The sequence below is a fragment of the Stutzerimonas stutzeri genome, assembly GCF_024448895.1.
Taxonomy (GTDB): Bacteria; Pseudomonadota; Gammaproteobacteria; order Pseudomonadales; family Pseudomonadaceae; genus Stutzerimonas; species Stutzerimonas stutzeri_Q.
In genome coordinates this window covers 61,825-76,293 of sequence record NZ_JAMOIC010000015.1, presented here as the reverse complement: position 1 = coordinate 76,293, position 14,469 = coordinate 61,825, and the positions used below count along the sequence as shown (strand labels likewise).

Annotated in this window: 14 protein-coding genes and 1 pseudogene; 6 read left to right on the top strand and 9 right to left on the bottom strand. The window is 56.9% G+C overall.

What is annotated here, in order from left to right; genetic code table 11:
• Positions 1 to 23: 23 nt before the first annotated feature.
• Together NA619_RS17355 and NA619_RS17350 are read right to left on the bottom strand one after the other, a co-directional pair.
• Positions 24 to 248: a metal-sensing transcriptional repressor gene (locus NA619_RS17355; RefSeq protein WP_013970887.1), complete on the bottom strand. Its 225-nt coding sequence runs from the start codon at positions 246 to 248 to the stop codon at positions 24 to 26.
• A gap of 60 nt (positions 249 to 308) precedes the next feature.
• Positions 309 to 1,052: an SDR family oxidoreductase gene (locus NA619_RS17350; RefSeq protein ID WP_031633346.1), complete on the bottom strand. Its 744-nt coding sequence runs from the start codon at positions 1,050 to 1,052 to the stop codon at positions 309 to 311.
• 144 nt (positions 1,053 to 1,196) lie between these two features.
• On the opposite strand from NA619_RS17350, the gene NA619_RS17345 reads away from it, so the two are divergent.
• The 5 genes from NA619_RS17345 (at position 1,197) to NA619_RS17325 (ending at position 4,163) form a co-directional block, all read left to right on the top strand.
• The gene (locus tag NA619_RS17345; RefSeq protein ID WP_169918103.1) at positions 1,197 to 2,111 is read left to right on the top strand and encodes a LysR family transcriptional regulator; all 915 of its coding nucleotides are present in this window, start codon (positions 1,197 to 1,199) and stop codon (positions 2,109 to 2,111) included.
• 128 nt (positions 2,112 to 2,239) lie between these two features.
• Positions 2,240 to 2,860 (top strand): tyrosine-type recombinase/integrase, encoded by a 621-nt coding sequence (locus NA619_RS17340; RefSeq protein ID WP_255963087.1) that lies wholly within the window; start codon positions 2,240 to 2,242, stop codon positions 2,858 to 2,860.
• Positions 2,861 to 2,981: 121 nt separating this feature from the next.
• Positions 2,982 to 3,176: an AbrB/MazE/SpoVT family DNA-binding domain-containing protein gene (locus NA619_RS17335; RefSeq protein WP_255963086.1), complete on the top strand. Its 195-nt coding sequence runs from the start codon at positions 2,982 to 2,984 to the stop codon at positions 3,174 to 3,176.
• 537 nt (positions 3,177 to 3,713) lie between these two features.
• Positions 3,714 to 3,872, top strand: coding sequence for a hypothetical protein (locus NA619_RS17330; RefSeq protein ID WP_255963085.1), 159 nt, complete (start codon positions 3,714 to 3,716; stop codon positions 3,870 to 3,872).
• A gap of 30 nt (positions 3,873 to 3,902) precedes the next feature.
• Positions 3,903 to 4,163 (top strand): type II toxin-antitoxin system MqsA family antitoxin, encoded by a 261-nt coding sequence (locus NA619_RS17325; protein WP_336605467.1) that lies wholly within the window; start codon positions 3,903 to 3,905, stop codon positions 4,161 to 4,163.
• Here the strand turns inward: NA619_RS17325 and NA619_RS17320 are convergent.
• The 4 genes and pseudogenes from NA619_RS17320 to NA619_RS17310 form a co-directional block, all read right to left on the bottom strand.
• Positions 4,119 to 4,687: pseudogene (locus NA619_RS17320) on the bottom strand (NAD(P)-binding domain-containing protein); the annotation flags it as partial. The gene NA619_RS17325 and the pseudogene NA619_RS17320 overlap by 45 nt on opposite strands.
• A gap of 237 nt (positions 4,688 to 4,924) precedes the next feature.
• Positions 4,925 to 5,254, bottom strand: a complete 330-nt coding sequence (locus tag NA619_RS25250; RefSeq protein ID WP_423836847.1) for a BPSL0761 family protein — start codon at positions 5,252 to 5,254, stop codon at positions 4,925 to 4,927.
• Positions 5,255 to 5,388: 134 nt separating this feature from the next.
• A complete protein-coding gene (locus tag NA619_RS17315; RefSeq protein WP_255963083.1) occupies positions 5,389 to 6,783 on the bottom strand; it encodes a DEAD/DEAH box helicase in 1,395 nt (464 codons plus the stop codon).
• Entirely contained in the window at positions 6,780 to 7,367 is a 588-nt protein-coding gene (locus NA619_RS17310; protein ID WP_255963082.1) for a hypothetical protein, read from the bottom strand. The genes NA619_RS17315 and NA619_RS17310 overlap by 4 nt, the downstream gene beginning before the upstream one ends.
• A 104-nt stretch (positions 7,368 to 7,471) precedes the next feature.
• Here NA619_RS17310 and NA619_RS17305 point away from each other — a divergent pair, with 104 nt between their 5' ends.
• Positions 7,472 to 7,693: a helix-turn-helix domain-containing protein gene (locus NA619_RS17305; RefSeq protein ID WP_255963081.1), complete on the top strand. Its 222-nt coding sequence runs from the start codon at positions 7,472 to 7,474 to the stop codon at positions 7,691 to 7,693.
• Between the two features lie 31 nt (positions 7,694 to 7,724).
• On the opposite strand, the gene NA619_RS17300 is transcribed toward NA619_RS17305, so the two are convergent.
• The 3 genes from NA619_RS17300 to NA619_RS17290 are packed head-to-tail and all read right to left on the bottom strand — an operon-like array spanning position 7,725 to position 14,283.
• The gene (locus NA619_RS17300; protein WP_255963080.1) at positions 7,725 to 10,928 is read right to left on the bottom strand and encodes a type I restriction endonuclease subunit R; all 3,204 of its coding nucleotides are present in this window, start codon (positions 10,926 to 10,928) and stop codon (positions 7,725 to 7,727) included.
• Entirely contained in the window at positions 10,928 to 12,310 is a 1,383-nt protein-coding gene (locus NA619_RS17295; protein WP_255963079.1) for a restriction endonuclease subunit S, read from the bottom strand. The genes NA619_RS17300 and NA619_RS17295 overlap by 1 nt, the downstream gene beginning before the upstream one ends.
• Positions 12,307 to 14,283 (bottom strand): type I restriction-modification system subunit M, encoded by a 1,977-nt coding sequence (locus NA619_RS17290; protein ID WP_255963078.1) that lies wholly within the window; start codon positions 14,281 to 14,283, stop codon positions 12,307 to 12,309. Before NA619_RS17290 ends, NA619_RS17295 begins: the two co-directional genes overlap by 4 nt.
• Positions 14,284 to 14,469 lie beyond the last annotated feature (186 nt).

Here is a 14,469-nt window from a genome sequence, read left to right as displayed (position 1 = left end):
TCACCGAGGGCACCCTGGTGCCTCTACCGCAGGTAGGAGCGGACGATGGAGATGGTCTCGTCAATGGACTTGTTCTGCGAATCGCTCCTGATTTCGCTACTGGGAAACTCTTCCCGTAGATAGCTCTCCATAACCGTTGCCATCAATCCGTTGTCAGCCCCACGAACAGCTGCAAGCTGCTGAAGAATTGCAGGGCATTCAGCACCTGCATCGAGCGCTTGCTTCTTTTCTTCCGGGCCATGTGGCACTCACCGCTTTTCACTCCAGATAAGCGGGGCCTGACGCCGAAGAGACAGGCCCTCAACTCATTAGAATTCCTGCACGGTTGGGCGCAGAACGATCTCGTTAATATCCACGTCAGCAGGCTGCTCAATTGCGAAGGCGATAGCTCGAGCGACCGATTCGGCGGGAATTGCATGCTTGTAGAAGTCCACCACGAAATCGCGGCTCTGTTGGTGGGTGCTGCCGAATTTCAGTTCGGAGTCCACGGCGCCCGGTTCGATAGTCGTGGTGCGGATGCTGCCACCGACTTCGTGACGCAGTCCTTCGGAGATAGCCCGCACAGCAAACTTGGTGCCGCTGTACACGGTGCCACCTGGGCTGAACACCTTCAGGCCTGCAACCGATGCGATGTTGATGAAGTGACCACTGTTTTGTTTCTGGAAGACTGGCAATGCAGCCGCGACTCCGTACAGCAGACCCTTGATGTTGATATCGATCATGCGATCCCACTCGTCAGTGCGAGTATCGCTGAGCGGTGCAATCGCCATCAGTCCGGCATTGTTGATCAGTACATCAATGCGACCGTAGGTGTCCACGGCACCTTGAATGAGCGTTTTGACCTCTTCCTGAGAGGTAACATCGGTCTGATACGCGATTGCCTGACCACCTGCATTGGTCAGCTCAGCCACCAATGCGTCGAGTTTATCTTTGCGACGTGCAGCCAGCACTACGCGAGCGCCAAGCGCAGCAAGGTGGCGTGCAGTAACCTCACCCAGGCCGCTACTGGCACCGGTGATAACGACAACTTTTCCAGAAATGTTATTGCTCATGCTGAGAACCTCATCGGCGGGTTTGTACTTCGCCATGGCTGGTTAACCTGGCAGTGCGCAAACTTTAGACCCATGATTGATCTCAATAAATGGAAATGATTGGATTATACTATTCCTGAAAATGGAATAAATGGGGGGGGCAACATGCTTAACCGCATGGAGATGGTTAGGATTTTTTGCACAGCAGCAGAGGCAGGTAGCTTCCGCGAAGCGGCAACTCGATTAGGCATCTCCCCACAAGGGGTGACTCGAGCCATTCAAGCCCTGGAAACTGAGCTTGGCGAATCACTGTTCCACCGCAATACCCGCCAGGTGAGCATCACTGCTTTCGGTCAGGATTACGCCAAAGATGCCAGGTCAGCTCTGGATCATTTCGATACGCTATTCCGGTCGCACAGGACGGAGCCTGAGCTGTCAGGTAAGGTGGGGATTACGGCTCCACATGCTATTGGCAGGCGCTTCCTAATACCGTTTCTTCAGCCCCTGGCCGCTGCACATCCTGACCTGCAATTCGATCTCCGCTTGGAAGATCAGATGACTGATGCCGTTGAAGCGCATATCGATATTGGTATCCGGGTGGGGGTTATTCGCGACCGGCGCTACGTTGCACGTGCCTTAGCTCCCGTGCCGTTTTACGTTGTCGCGTGCCCGTCTCTCATAGGCCAAAAGACACCACCTAAATCTTTGGATGCCTTAGCTAAGCTGCCACTTTCAGTCCTGATCGACCGGAAAAATGGCCGCCCTTGGCCTTGGCTATTTGCCGACGGGCAAACGTTCGCGCCCAGGCAGCCAGCGCTTATCTGTGATGATCCAGATACGGAATTGGAAGCCACCCTGGCAGGCATGTGTTTTGGCCAAATTCCTGCCTATCTGGCTGAGCCTCATCTGCGGTCAGGAACGCTGGTTGCCGTTTTGGCTGATCACGCTCCAGCACCATGGGATCTGTTCATATACCGCCCGCAGCAGGGTCCTGTATCGAAGCGGGTGCGATTGGTGTACGACCACCTTAAGCAGGCTTTCTCAAACCCCAAGCTATTTCCCCAGGGCCTGGGGACATAGCTTGAATACCTGCCAGCAATCGTCCGCTTTTGGCCGGTAGCTGCCAGTCGTGACCGGCTGCAATTGCCCGGTTAGCGACCACTGCTCTGGCTAGCCATCCTTGTCCTCCCACACGTGGACGACTTGCCATGAACGCCATCGGTACCTGCAGCCGTCAGCCTTGGAACAAAGGAAAACTGGTCGGGCAGAAAACCCCGCTCCGACTTAGAGATATCTGGGCCATCCGAGTAAGGCTGCAAATTGCGGAAAAAACACGGGATCTGGCTCTCTTCGATCTGGCCATCGACAGCAAGCTTCGAGCCTGCGACTTAACCAAACTTCGTGTGCGCGACGTTGCTCATGGTGAGCACGTGTCATCACGAGCCATGGTTATGCAGCAGAAAACGCAGCGGCCGGTGCAGTTCGAGATCACTGAGCAAATACGGTCTGCTCTCGCGGCCTGGATACATCAAGCCCAGCTCCGCAGCGAGGATTGCCTTTTTCCGAGCCGGCTGCATATCTCAGACCATCTATCCACTCGTCAATACGCTCGTATCGTCAAAGGTTGGGTGAAAGCCATTGGCCTTGATCCAGCTCTGTATGGAGCTCACACAATGAGACGTACGAAGGCATCGCTGATCTATCGCAGGACGAAGAACCTGCGGGCAGTTCAACTGTTGCTCGGCCATACGAAGCTGGAGAGCACCGTTCGATATCTGGGGATTGAGGTCGATGATGCCCTAGAGATGGCGGAACAGACCGAGGTTTGACCATGCATAGCGACGGTCGAAGCCAGGCCGTCGCTAACCGGCCAAATGCTGCCCCACCGTACCAAGCGGATCTGCCCAAGATGAAGCTGCCATACTGTGCCTACTGCGTGAGGGCGAATCTATGACTACTACATCTGAAAGCTGGCGAGTTGTATGCCAAGACCCAGGGGATGGCAGCGGAGACGTCATCGTTGAGCTTCCATCAGAGCTACTTGAGCAGCTCAGATGGAGTTTGGGTGATGAGCTGTCAGTTGAGGCGGGAGAGGAAAACATTTGCCTGAAACTCAAGCAACGAGCTGATGGCGCCTCGTCATAGCAATCCAAACAATGTCTGATTGTGGTTGACTGCTTTCGCTCCAAAACGGCGGCTAGCGGCCAATTACAGCCGGCTGGTAATTCCCAGCTTCTGACCGGCTCACCAATGCCGGGGTCGGCCCCTTTCTGGCCAGAAGCACTCTTTGACTATCGCCCAGTGAAACCAACGCTTTTTGGATAGAACAAAATCAAATAACTTAGAGCGCATGACTGGCTTCACATGAGGTTCAGGTTGCGGATCTGCGATCGAACCTGCAGCCATCGTTTCAACCAGCGGAGTTAGGCGCAACCAGTTCCATCGCTTACACTTTTGGCGGGCAGTAGCACGAGCATTCATACCGCAATTTGTAGTTGTTAAGAGCCGGCGCAAGCACGACCATATGCGGACCGCTGATACCCTGCCGCAATTTGTAGTCGTTAAGAGCCGGGCAAACACGCTCAGACCCGGACCGTTGATATCATGCCGCTATGTGTAGTCGATGAGGCGCAGGCCAAGCTGATGGTATTGTCATATCTGGCACACCGAACGGAGAATCAGATGAACCAGGCAAGCATGCTGATGATCGCATTAGGGGGCGTACTCGTAGCCTTGAGTGCGGCGGGCTTCGTAGGCTATGTTGTCGCAAGGCATTTGGACAAAAAGGTTGCTCAGTGCCATCAGGCGCCAGGCAAGCATTCTTACGCTGGCGATCTTTGATGGCATGCTGATCGTGTTCTTCAAGGAGCTATGAACATGAAATGTCCTGTTTGCGGCGTAGCGGAATTGATCCACAACACCCACGATCTGCCTTATACCTACAAGGGTGCAACCACCGTCATTACTGCTGTAACTGGCGAGTTCTGTCCGGCCTGTGCTGAATCTAATTTAGATGCAGTGGAGTCGGATCGGGTGATGTGCGAAATGCGCGCTTTCTCCAAGCAGGTCAATGCGGCCATTGCTGATGGGCGTCACCCAGGTGGCATCGGCCACTTTAGAACCCTCTGCTAGTATCTGCGCCCCGGAGTTGCCACCGCCTACCACCAGCGCGCGTTTACCTGCGAACGGCTGCGCCTCGACATAGTGGGCCGAGTGCAACTCTGCTGGCGCCGTAGATCTCGCTGCCGGGATAGAGGGGGATATGTGGATGGCTCCAGGTACCGGTGGCGCTGACCACCGCCCTGGCGTCCCAATGCTCATGCTCGGTACGAACGCGCAGCGCCCCCGGGATGCGTTCCACCGAGTTGACCCGCAGGGGGCGCTGGACCGCAAGCTGGTAGCGATCTTCATAGCGCGCGAGGTAATCGTCGACGTGATCGCGCGTGGGGTAGCCATTCTCAACCGGAGGCATCATTCAGCCGGGAATCGAACTCTAGGTCGCTGGGGATAATAGTCGCAAGGAGTTCCAGCCGTGACGCCAGGCGCCGTCGGGGGCCATCATCGGCATCGAGCATCACGAATGACAAACCAGTACGACGCAGGAAATATGCGGTGGCTAAAGCGGCTTGCCCACCACCGATAATGACGACATCTATCGGCGTTCAGCGTCGATTTTCATATGGAGGTCCCTGCGTCTCGACGGAAGGAGTCTCCATTCTTATTTGCCCTGGAAAGGACGCGCGGCAACTCGAGCACCGTTCATTGAAGGACTGCTATTGGGCCGGTAGCTGTCTCCCACGGGCGACCACTTTCGGCCAGAAGGGAACCGTTTCGTAGCGGTTTAGCAGACCTCCATGTGGAAGCTTGGGGGCGTCTACGAAACGAGGGGCGATTCACCTCTCCTCATTCGCTCCGGCCTTCGTCACGCCATATTGGTTAGGGAAGTGGCGTAGCAAGTCGAATGCATCGCGGCGAACTTCCTCGGGCAGATTGCTGTTACGAGCGAGTTTTCTTAGAAACTCGTAGGTTTGCGCTACTGCGCGGGTCCGCTCATGGGGCAACGTCATGTCAGCCTCTACAAAAGAAAAAACTCGACACCATTTACACGCTCCCTCCCACTTTACCGCGTGTAGTACGCGCCGAACCTGTATCGCTCCAGCCTCTGTTCTGCAAAGCGATGCGGGAGAGTTTCCGCCAAGGGCTTGTTTGGTGCTTTGAGCCAGCGCTCTGTCTCCTTTGGATTCCCGAATACCTCGATGGCTAACTGGTTGACGGCTTCAGCTAGCGCCCGGACTCTTCTTCATGCTGATCCATTTTGGCTTTCCCTGGCTGGGCCATGCTTTGTCCCACAGAAGCGCTAATAGCACGCCAATAGTTGCTGCCGATAGTGTTGAGAAAAGCTGACCTGATAGGTCGGCCCATCTGCCAGCCCATCCAGTGATACGACATTTTCCACGCTGGCATCATGAACCTGCTCGCCATCCGGCTCTCCGCCTGCTCGCTCGCTTTCATTGAAGCCAAGGCCTGGCCACCCTATCGCAGAGCCCGACGCAGGGTCTGGCACCTGTACACTCAATACCGCCAAATCGTCCGGCAAATCAACCGCAATTCTCTCGGCGAAACGCCGTAGCGTCGGCTCAGCCAGCATGAATAACCAAGCCTGATCATCTGACTCATCCTTGCGCCTGAGTACCCGACCCAGCACTTGCCGATAGTGCAGCTCAGTACGAATACGACTGAGGTAGCAGCACACCTGCAGACGGGGGATGTCCGTTCCCTCACTGATCATCCCAACTGCGACGATCCAACGGCAGTCGCTGTGCCTAAACGTGTTGATTAACTGCTGGGCATCCGGCGTTCGGTTGGTGACGATCTGACAGCTTTCCCCCATGGCCTCCAAGGCATGGGCTATCTGTCGTGCGTGCTCGATATCGGTAGATACCACCAAGCCAGCCGCATCTGGCTTGATCTGGCGCAGCACGTCCAGCTTGGCACGTCCCAGGATGAGCAACTGATCGATCACATCTTCGTGACGCAGTAGTTCTTCGTAGGTGACGGGGGATTCTCCCAAGAGCTTAGCGATGCTGGGAAAAAGTCTGACGGTACTTTCAGTCTGCAACTCCTCCGTGAGCCTCACCTGCTGATTGTCGAGGAGGACTATGCGGGGCGAGCGGCAAACTCCATCAGCGATAGCCTCTTTCAATCCATAGCGAAAGTCACAAATCAGCTGGCCCTCCGGCGACGAGTAGCGAGCCAGGGCAATTGCCCGGTCATCCGAGCGCCATGGTGTGCCGGACAGTGCCAGCGTGCATGCGGCGCGATCTTGAACCCGTTGGAGGATCTGCTGCCCCCAAGCGTTGCTCAGCAGCGGATCATGACCCGAACAGTGATGGATCTCGTCAAAGACAACGAAGACCCGGTAGTCGTCGAGGAGCTGCCAGAACGCCTCTTCACGGTAATCCATGGCTTGATAGGTGTACGCAGCGCCCACCGCACCGAGCTGACCATCCAGACGCCTGCCGAGCACTTCCGTGAAGGTCGAGCGGAAGCCCTCCACTACCTGGCATGACGGCGCAAAGCAGAGCACAAGATCAATCCTGCCCTGATCCAGCAGGTTGCGAGCCAGCTCTGCTGCCATGCGCGTTTTGCCAGCGCCTGGTGTTGCTTGGCAGAAAAAATGTGACGTGGAAAGGAAGTGTTTCAGCGCCGTATTGATACAGCGGCGTTGCCAATCTCGCAGCGAGGAGGTCATCGAGTAGCGGCGAGCGTTCTGAGCGTATTCTCGACAGCCCGGAGATGCCCAATCAGGCGCGAACTTCGGTCCCGAGCATCCAGGTATTCGCTTTCGACCTTGTCTCGCAGATGCGGCATATCTTCAAAGAGCTGCTTGTAGCGCTCCGCTTCTCCCATCGCAGAAAGGAAATCCAGCCGAATCTCCTTGAGGAGCGTTTCCAGATGCTGCTCTGCATCAGGTACCGGGCTGTCCGCAACAACATCCGGCTCAACCAGTGATCGCTCCTGATCGGCTTCACGTATCGCTATAAGACGGAGCTCGAACCCATCGTCGATCAGTTCAAGCTGAGTACGCGTCGGTAACGTCTTCAGGTGGTAAACCTGCCCTCGTGTCCGGCGCTCTTCATCAAGCACAAGCCAGCCCAACCGGAGCATGCGGCGGATCTGCTCATAAACGTAACGGCGAACATCATTGAGAGAAAAGCCCTCTCCGAGACGCTCGGCGTAGGCATCCCGCAATTCACGGGTCGTAAACGTTGTACGCCCTGGCTCCTGAAGCAGCTCATACAGACGCCTGTCGAAGATAAACGAGGCCGATTTCATTGAGGCACCAGAAGAGTTAACGCGAAAGAAATGCGGATTATAGTCCGTGGCCTGTGTGTCCGCAAACGCACGATAGTGCCGCCTCAAGTTGAATTGAGACGGTCATGGATAAGTTGGCGAAAGCGTTAGGGGAACGCATTCGAGTGCAGAGGAAAGCTTGCCGGATTTCCCAGGATGCACTCGCGCTGTCCTGTAACATCGACCGCAGCTACATGGGCCGAATAGAGCGTGGCGAGGTCAACATTACCGTCGAGAAGCTCTATCGCATCGCAGGCGAGCTCACTTGCGACCCTTCAAGCCTTCTGCCACAACCATCTGAAATCTAGTCCGAGCAAGTAACACAAGTGCTTAGGAAGATCAGATGGCAGCGGCGCTGTTACTTTTTCCCAAGCCCCCAGCTGCCGTCAGCATCTTCAAAATCACCAACGCAAACGCACGACTCTTGGTCTCGTTATCCAGCACTTCCAGCGACAGCTTTTCGTGGTCGGTCATGGCGTCCAGCACGGTGTCCAGCACACGCTTGGGGAATAGGCCGTGCATCACTTGCTCCACGGAGTGGTTGTTCACTTGGGCCATCACATCCTCTTGGCGGCTGATGCGCTGGGCGATACCGGTGAGGAACTGCAGTTGGTCGTCGTCGCTCACCTCAGCACCGAAGATATCGTTCAACGCTTCGATGATTTCTGACAGGCGCTTTTTCTCCGGGTCATGCGGTTTACCGCTGCCGACCGCGCTGGCTGGGTCGAGGCTGTATTCGCCTTCTTCCTCGCTCAGGCGTAGTTGGTGCTCGGCGCGCTTGCTCAGGCGGTAGTGGCTCAGTTGCAGCTCGCCCACGTCCACATCGTCTTGTTGCAGGCGATCCACGCGCAGCAGCGGATGCAGGTGCTTGGCGTACACGCACAGTTGCTCCAGCTCGCGGTCCTCATAGGGCACGATCTGCGAGAGGAACTCGTACAGGCGCACAAAGCTCTGCAGGTTCTTGCGGAACAGATCGAGCTGGTCCACCTGCTCGCCGGCTTCTTTCAGCGCGTGCTCGGCTTTTTTCAGGCCGGCGCTGTCGCCGTTGGCTTCGGCTGTGCGTTTGAAGTCCAGCGCCTGCTGGCGCGATTCCAGCAAGAAGGCGTAACGCTTGGCAAAGCGCTCCTTGGCCGGCGTGCAGTAATAGCTGAGCTTGCTGGCGGCCGCCTTGGGGTCGAAGAAGGCCATGGCGAACGCCTCGACCTCCTGCCAGTGATAGATGCCCTCGGCATCCAGCTTCTTTTGCAGGTCATAGATGATCTGCGGGTCGGTCACGTCGGTCAGCTCGGCCTTGGTGTAGTACGGCAAGAAGGCGTCGAGAATGTCCTGCGGCTCATTGAAGAAGTCGAGGATAAAGGTTTCCTTGCTGTCGCCGAAGGTGCGGTTCAGCCGCGACAGGGTCTGCACGCAGTCCACGCCTTGCAGCTTCTTGTCCACGTACATGGCACACAGCTTGGGCTGATCGAAGCCGGTCTGGTACTTGTTGGCCGCGATCATCACGTTGAAGTCCTGAGTGTCGAACGCCTGCGCCAGGTCGCGGCCATTTAGGCCGGCGTTGAGCAGGCTGCTGCTTTCCGTCACCTCTTCGGGGATCACCTCATCCGGTAACACGCTGCCGGAGAAGGCCACCAGCGGGTGCACATCGCTATAACCCATCTGCTGCACGTAAGCCTTAACTGCCAACTGGTAACGCACCGCCTCCTGACGGCTGCTGGTGACGACCATGGCCTTGGCCTGACCATTCAGCAGGCCACGGATATTGGCGCGGAAGTGCTCGACGATCACCTCAACCTTCTGGCTGATGTTGTACGGGTGCAAGCGCACCCAACGCGCCAGCTTGATGCGCGCCTTCTTGCTGTCCACCTCGTCGTCTTCGCCATCGGGATGGGCGATCTTCCAGGCGGTGCTGTAGGTGGTGTAGTTGCGCAGCACGTCGAGGATAAAACCCTCCTCGATGGCCTGGCGCATGGAGTACAGGTGAAACGCCTCCGGCTTATTGCTGGAACTGGCCGGCAGCGTTGGATCGGCCGGGCGACCGAACAGCTCCAGAGTCTTGGCCTTGGGCGTGGCGGTAAAGGCGTAGTAGCTAATGCGCTCATTCGGTTGGCGCGCCTGCACGGCGGCGTCCAGCAGCTCTTCGGCGCTGACTTCCTCGGCATCCAAGGCATCACTGCCCAGGATCTGTTTCAGCTTGCTGGCCGATGAGCCGGTTTGCGAAGAATGCGCCTCGTCGGCGATCACCGCATAGCGCCCGCTGGCCAGCTTGGGATACTTGTCCAGGGCATCGAACAGCGCCGGGAAGGTCTGGATGGTGACGATGATGATGCGCGTCTGCTCAGCCAGCGCCTCAGCCAGCTGCTCGGATTTGCTCTGGCTGCTGGTTTCACGGTTGATCTGTTTGACAACGCCCTGGGCATGCTCGAACTGGTAGATGGTGTCCTGCAGCTGCTTATCCAACACGGTGCGGTCAGTAATCACGATCACCGAGTTGAACAAGCGCTGGCCGGCCTCGTCGTACAGCGAGGCCAGTTGATGGGCGGTCCAGGCGATGGAGTTGGACTTGCCCGAGCCGGCGCTGTGCTGGATCAAATAGCGCTTACCCGGCCCTTCGGCGCGAGTGGTATTGATCAGCTGGTTGACCACTTCCCACTGGTGGTAACGCGGGAAGATCATCGTCTCCTTGGTCACCGGCGTGCCGTCGAAGCCTTCGCTGGTTTTCTTCTCCAGGTGCAAAAAACGCCCCAGCACCTTGAGCCAGGCATCCGGCTGCAACAGGCGTTGCCACAGATAGCCGGTGGCGTAGTGGCTGTCGTCTTCCGGCATGGGGTTGCCTGCGCCGCCTTCCGCGCTGCCAAGGTTGAAAGGCAGGAAGAAGGTGTCTTTACCCGCCAGCTTGGTGGTCATCGCCACTTCATTCTGGCCCACAGCAAAGTGCACCAGCGCGCCACGCTTGAAGGTCAGCAGCGGCTCGGGTTTACGCGTCAGCGGGTCTTTTACCGGGCGGTCTTGCCGGTACTGGCGCTTGGCGTTTTCCACCGACTGTTTGAACTCGCTTTTTAGCTCCAGGGTGGCGGTGGGGATGCCGTTGACGAACAGCACCAAATCCAGCCGTGGGTTATAGCTCTGCCCATTGCTACCAGCCTCGCGGAAATGCGGCGAGTAGGACACCTCCGGCACCACGCGCAGGCGGTTGCACTGGTAACGCTTGAGGGTATCGGGGTTCATGCCGTGGTCGGGCTGAAAGCTGCACAGTTCCACCTTCACCGCCGGCAGCTTGAAGCCATGGCGCAACACATCCAGGGTGCCGCTCTGCTCCAGCTCGCGCACCAGCTTTTGCACCAGCACATCATCCGGATTATTCGGGTTGGCCTTGGCGAACTTGTCCCAACGCTCCGGCCAGGCGTCCTTGAAGTAACCGAGCACATCTTCGGTATACAGCGCCGTGCGCCGGTCGTAGCCGCTGGCGGTGCCGACCAACCAGCCTTGGGCGGCCAGGGCGTCGATGATGTCTTGTTGAAACTGAGCTTCCTTGCTGTCCGCCATTACACGGCCTCTTCTACTAATTCGGGAGTTGGCGCACTGGCCGGTAGCTGCCAGCCGCGCACGTCGATTTTGCCGGTGACGGCGGCGGAGATTAGGGCGGAACGGCGTTCTTGGAGAAGGGATACTCCACCACTAGCTTCGCGAATCAACGTATCAATTACCGAAGCCTGCTTGTCTAGAAATTCAGTGATCAGTAGCTGCTCTTGAAGAGGCGGCAGTGACAACCAAATTTCCTTGGTTTTTTCTTGGTTCATGATTCCAATCGTCGAGGAATTTGAGAGGAAACGCATTGCGTCAACCTTCACCGACAACGAGTAAGCCAAAAAATAGCCATCAATTTTTGAACTGGGAATGACCGCATTTATTTGCTGATTTGCAGAAGCAGATTTAAGTATGTAGCCAACCTTTCCAAGCGTTGCACCAATACTCACGATCAATACTGCGCCGGCCGGGAACACTTTGGCATCACCTGACTTCACAGATAATTTGCTAACAAATTTATCTGAGCTGACAAGTTTTAGATCGCTAGCGAAGTCGCCTGGCGTAAACCACTCCACGCCGTCTATGACGTCTGAACTCGGTAGATTCTCGGAAGGTGTTCCTCCAGTTTTGACCCCATCAGCAACTCGACCAAGCGTGAGGGCTTCCCAATGCGCCGGCACATCGCCTAGCCACTCCACGCCGGAGTTTTTCATCGGCACCGTCGGGTCGAGGCCTTTGGTGACGGCGTGGGAGATCACTGCCTGGCGCTTTTCCTTGAGCAGCTCGATCAGGCGCTGCTGCTCTTCGATCAGCGCGTCGATGCGGGCGGTTTCGTGGTCGAGGAAGCGGGCGATTTGGGTTTGCTCTTCGAGCGAAGGAGTAACAACTCGAATGTTACCTAGCAGTCCACGGCTAATTCTTTGCATCGTGGCACCACGTGCAAGATTGCCCGTGTGCTTGAAATATTCTTCACTGCTGAACAAATAAACGATGAATTTCTTATGGTATTTAGCGTCCGGCCTAAAAATCACATTATCTACAGAAGTGACTACTCTCCCGCCGAGGTCTGGAGTTATGCACGCTCTTCCAATCGGGCTATTCAGCCGCGAAATCAGAACATCACCCTCATAAACATCTGTGCAACCAAGTGAGTGAAACGTTTCTTCTGAAATGAATCCCGCACCTTGTTCTTTGTAAGCACCCTCGCCAACGTTCCCTGTTGTTATGTAACGAATCCCATCAGATGAAATATCCTTGCTCTCAATCCAGTCACCATCCAAGAACAATGAGTTTCGCTCAAGCGCCATGTACTTAATCGGAGCACTGCACCAATGTTCAGGCACCTCGCCTAACCATTCGACACCAGCTTCTTTGTATTCTGGATAACTGGGAAACGTCATGCCGACAGCCCCTCAATCATCTGCTTAATGCGGTCTGTGCAGGCTTTTAGGTCGCGGTCGATCTCGGCCAACGGGCGCGGCGGCTGAAATACATAGAAGTGGCGGTTAAAGGGAATCTCGAAGCCGACGATGCCGACCTCACCGTCCTGGGCGTCAGTCTTGCTGGTGTCGATCCAGGCATCCGGCACATGGGGGATGACTTCGCGCTGGAAGTAGTCGTGCACTGATTCGCCCAGCGGCACGTTCTCGTTATCACGCAGGCCGGCATCCGCTTCCGGCTGGCCTTTGCTCATGCAGATATCCGCCTCGGGGTCGCGCTCGCTCAGGGCACTCATCAGGGCTTTGAGTTCCGGCGTACTTAGGCTGACGCTGTGCGCGGTGAGGGCTTTTTTCAGCAGCTTGCTGAACTGCTCGCGGTTACGGTGCAACACACTGGCGTCCATCGCGTGCAGAGCGCCCAGCAAGTGCTCCTGAGCGGCGCTGTCGAGTTTCTGCAGGGCTTTTTCTTCCAGCACTTTGGCAATGCGCTCGGCGCTGGTTTGGAAGTTCAGCCGTAGCGGGCGCTCGACGGTGATACGGCGGTAGCCGAAGGCGTCGATGGGGAAGATTTTGCTCTGTGCGGTTTGCTCGAAGCTGCCATACAGGCGCACCAGCTCGCTGATTTGATCCTCGGTGATGTACTGGCGCTTACTGCCCAGCGATTTGCGCATTTTGGCGTAGTGCTGGCTGCCGTCGATCAACTGCACCTTGCCCTGGCGCGCAGCGGCTTTGTGGTTGGAGAGTATCCACACATAGGTGGCGATGCCGGTGTTGTAAAACATGTCGGTGGGCAACGCGACGATGGCTTCGACCAGGTCGTTCTGCAGCAGGTAGCGGCGAATCTCCGACTCACCCGAACCCGCGCCGCCGGTAAACAGCGGCGAGCCGTTGAGGATGATGCCGATGCGCGAGCCACCGTCGCGCGGGTCACGCATCTTGCTGACCAGGTGCAGGAGGAACAGCAGCGAACCGTCGGAGACCCGTGGCAGGCCGGGGCCAAAGCGGCCGTCGAAGCCCTTGTGGCTGTGCTCGTCGGTGATCTGCTTCTGCACCTTCTTCCATTCCACACCGAACGGCGGGTTGCTGAGCATAAAGTCGAAGCGCTTGTCGGCCAGTTGGTCGTTGGACAGGGTGTTGCCGAGCTTGATGTTGGCCACGTCCTGGCCCTTGATCAGCATGTCCGCCTTGCAGATGGCGTAGGACTCGGGGTTGAGCTCCTGGCCGTGCAGCGACACGCTGACCTTTTCGCTGATGGACTGGATGTACTCATCACCCTCGGACAGAAAGCCACCGGTGCCGGCGGTTGGGTCATAGATGGTGACGATGCTGTTGGGCGCGAGCTTGTGGTCTTGATCGGTGATCACCAAGGATGTGGTGAGGTGCACGATATCGCGCGGGGTGAAGTGCTCCCCGGCGGTTTCGTTGGAGCTTTCCGCAAACTTGCGGATCAGCTCTTCGAAGATGATGCCCATGCCGAAGTTGCTGATGAACTCGGGGCTGAGATCAGTCGCGGCGAAGCGCTGCACCACCTGATACAGCAGGTTGGCGGTTTCCAGCTGCTGGACGAAGTCTTCAAAGTGGAAGTGCTCGAAGATCTCGCGGGCATCCTTGCTGAACGCCTGGACATAGCTCATCAGGTCGGCGGCGGTTTGGGTGTCGGATAGGGTGCCGAGAGTAAGCGGCGAGGCGTTGAAAAACTGCTGGCCGGCGGCGCGCAGCAGGATCATCTCGCGCACGGTATCCGGGCGGCCTTCCTGCGCAAAGGTCTGCTTGATCACCTCATCCTTGGTCGGCGCCAGCACGCACTCCATGCGGCGTAACAGGGTAAACGGCAGGATGATGCGACCGTACTGGGACTGCTTGAAGTCACCGCGCAGCAGGTCTGCGATGGACCAGAGAAAAGCGGCCGTCTGGGAATGGTTTTCCGTGTTCAAGCTACTGCTCCTTGGAATACGCGCAAAAAATGCGAGTCTAACCCAGACGTCCGTGACCACCTCACCTGCACTGTTTGAGTTTTCTCAATAGCGTCACGGAAGTCAGGCTTGTGGATGCCCTGAGAAATAAGGTGCCGCTTGCTGTAAGAAGAGCTTGATTTGCTGTCTCATGAGAGGAAATCTGCT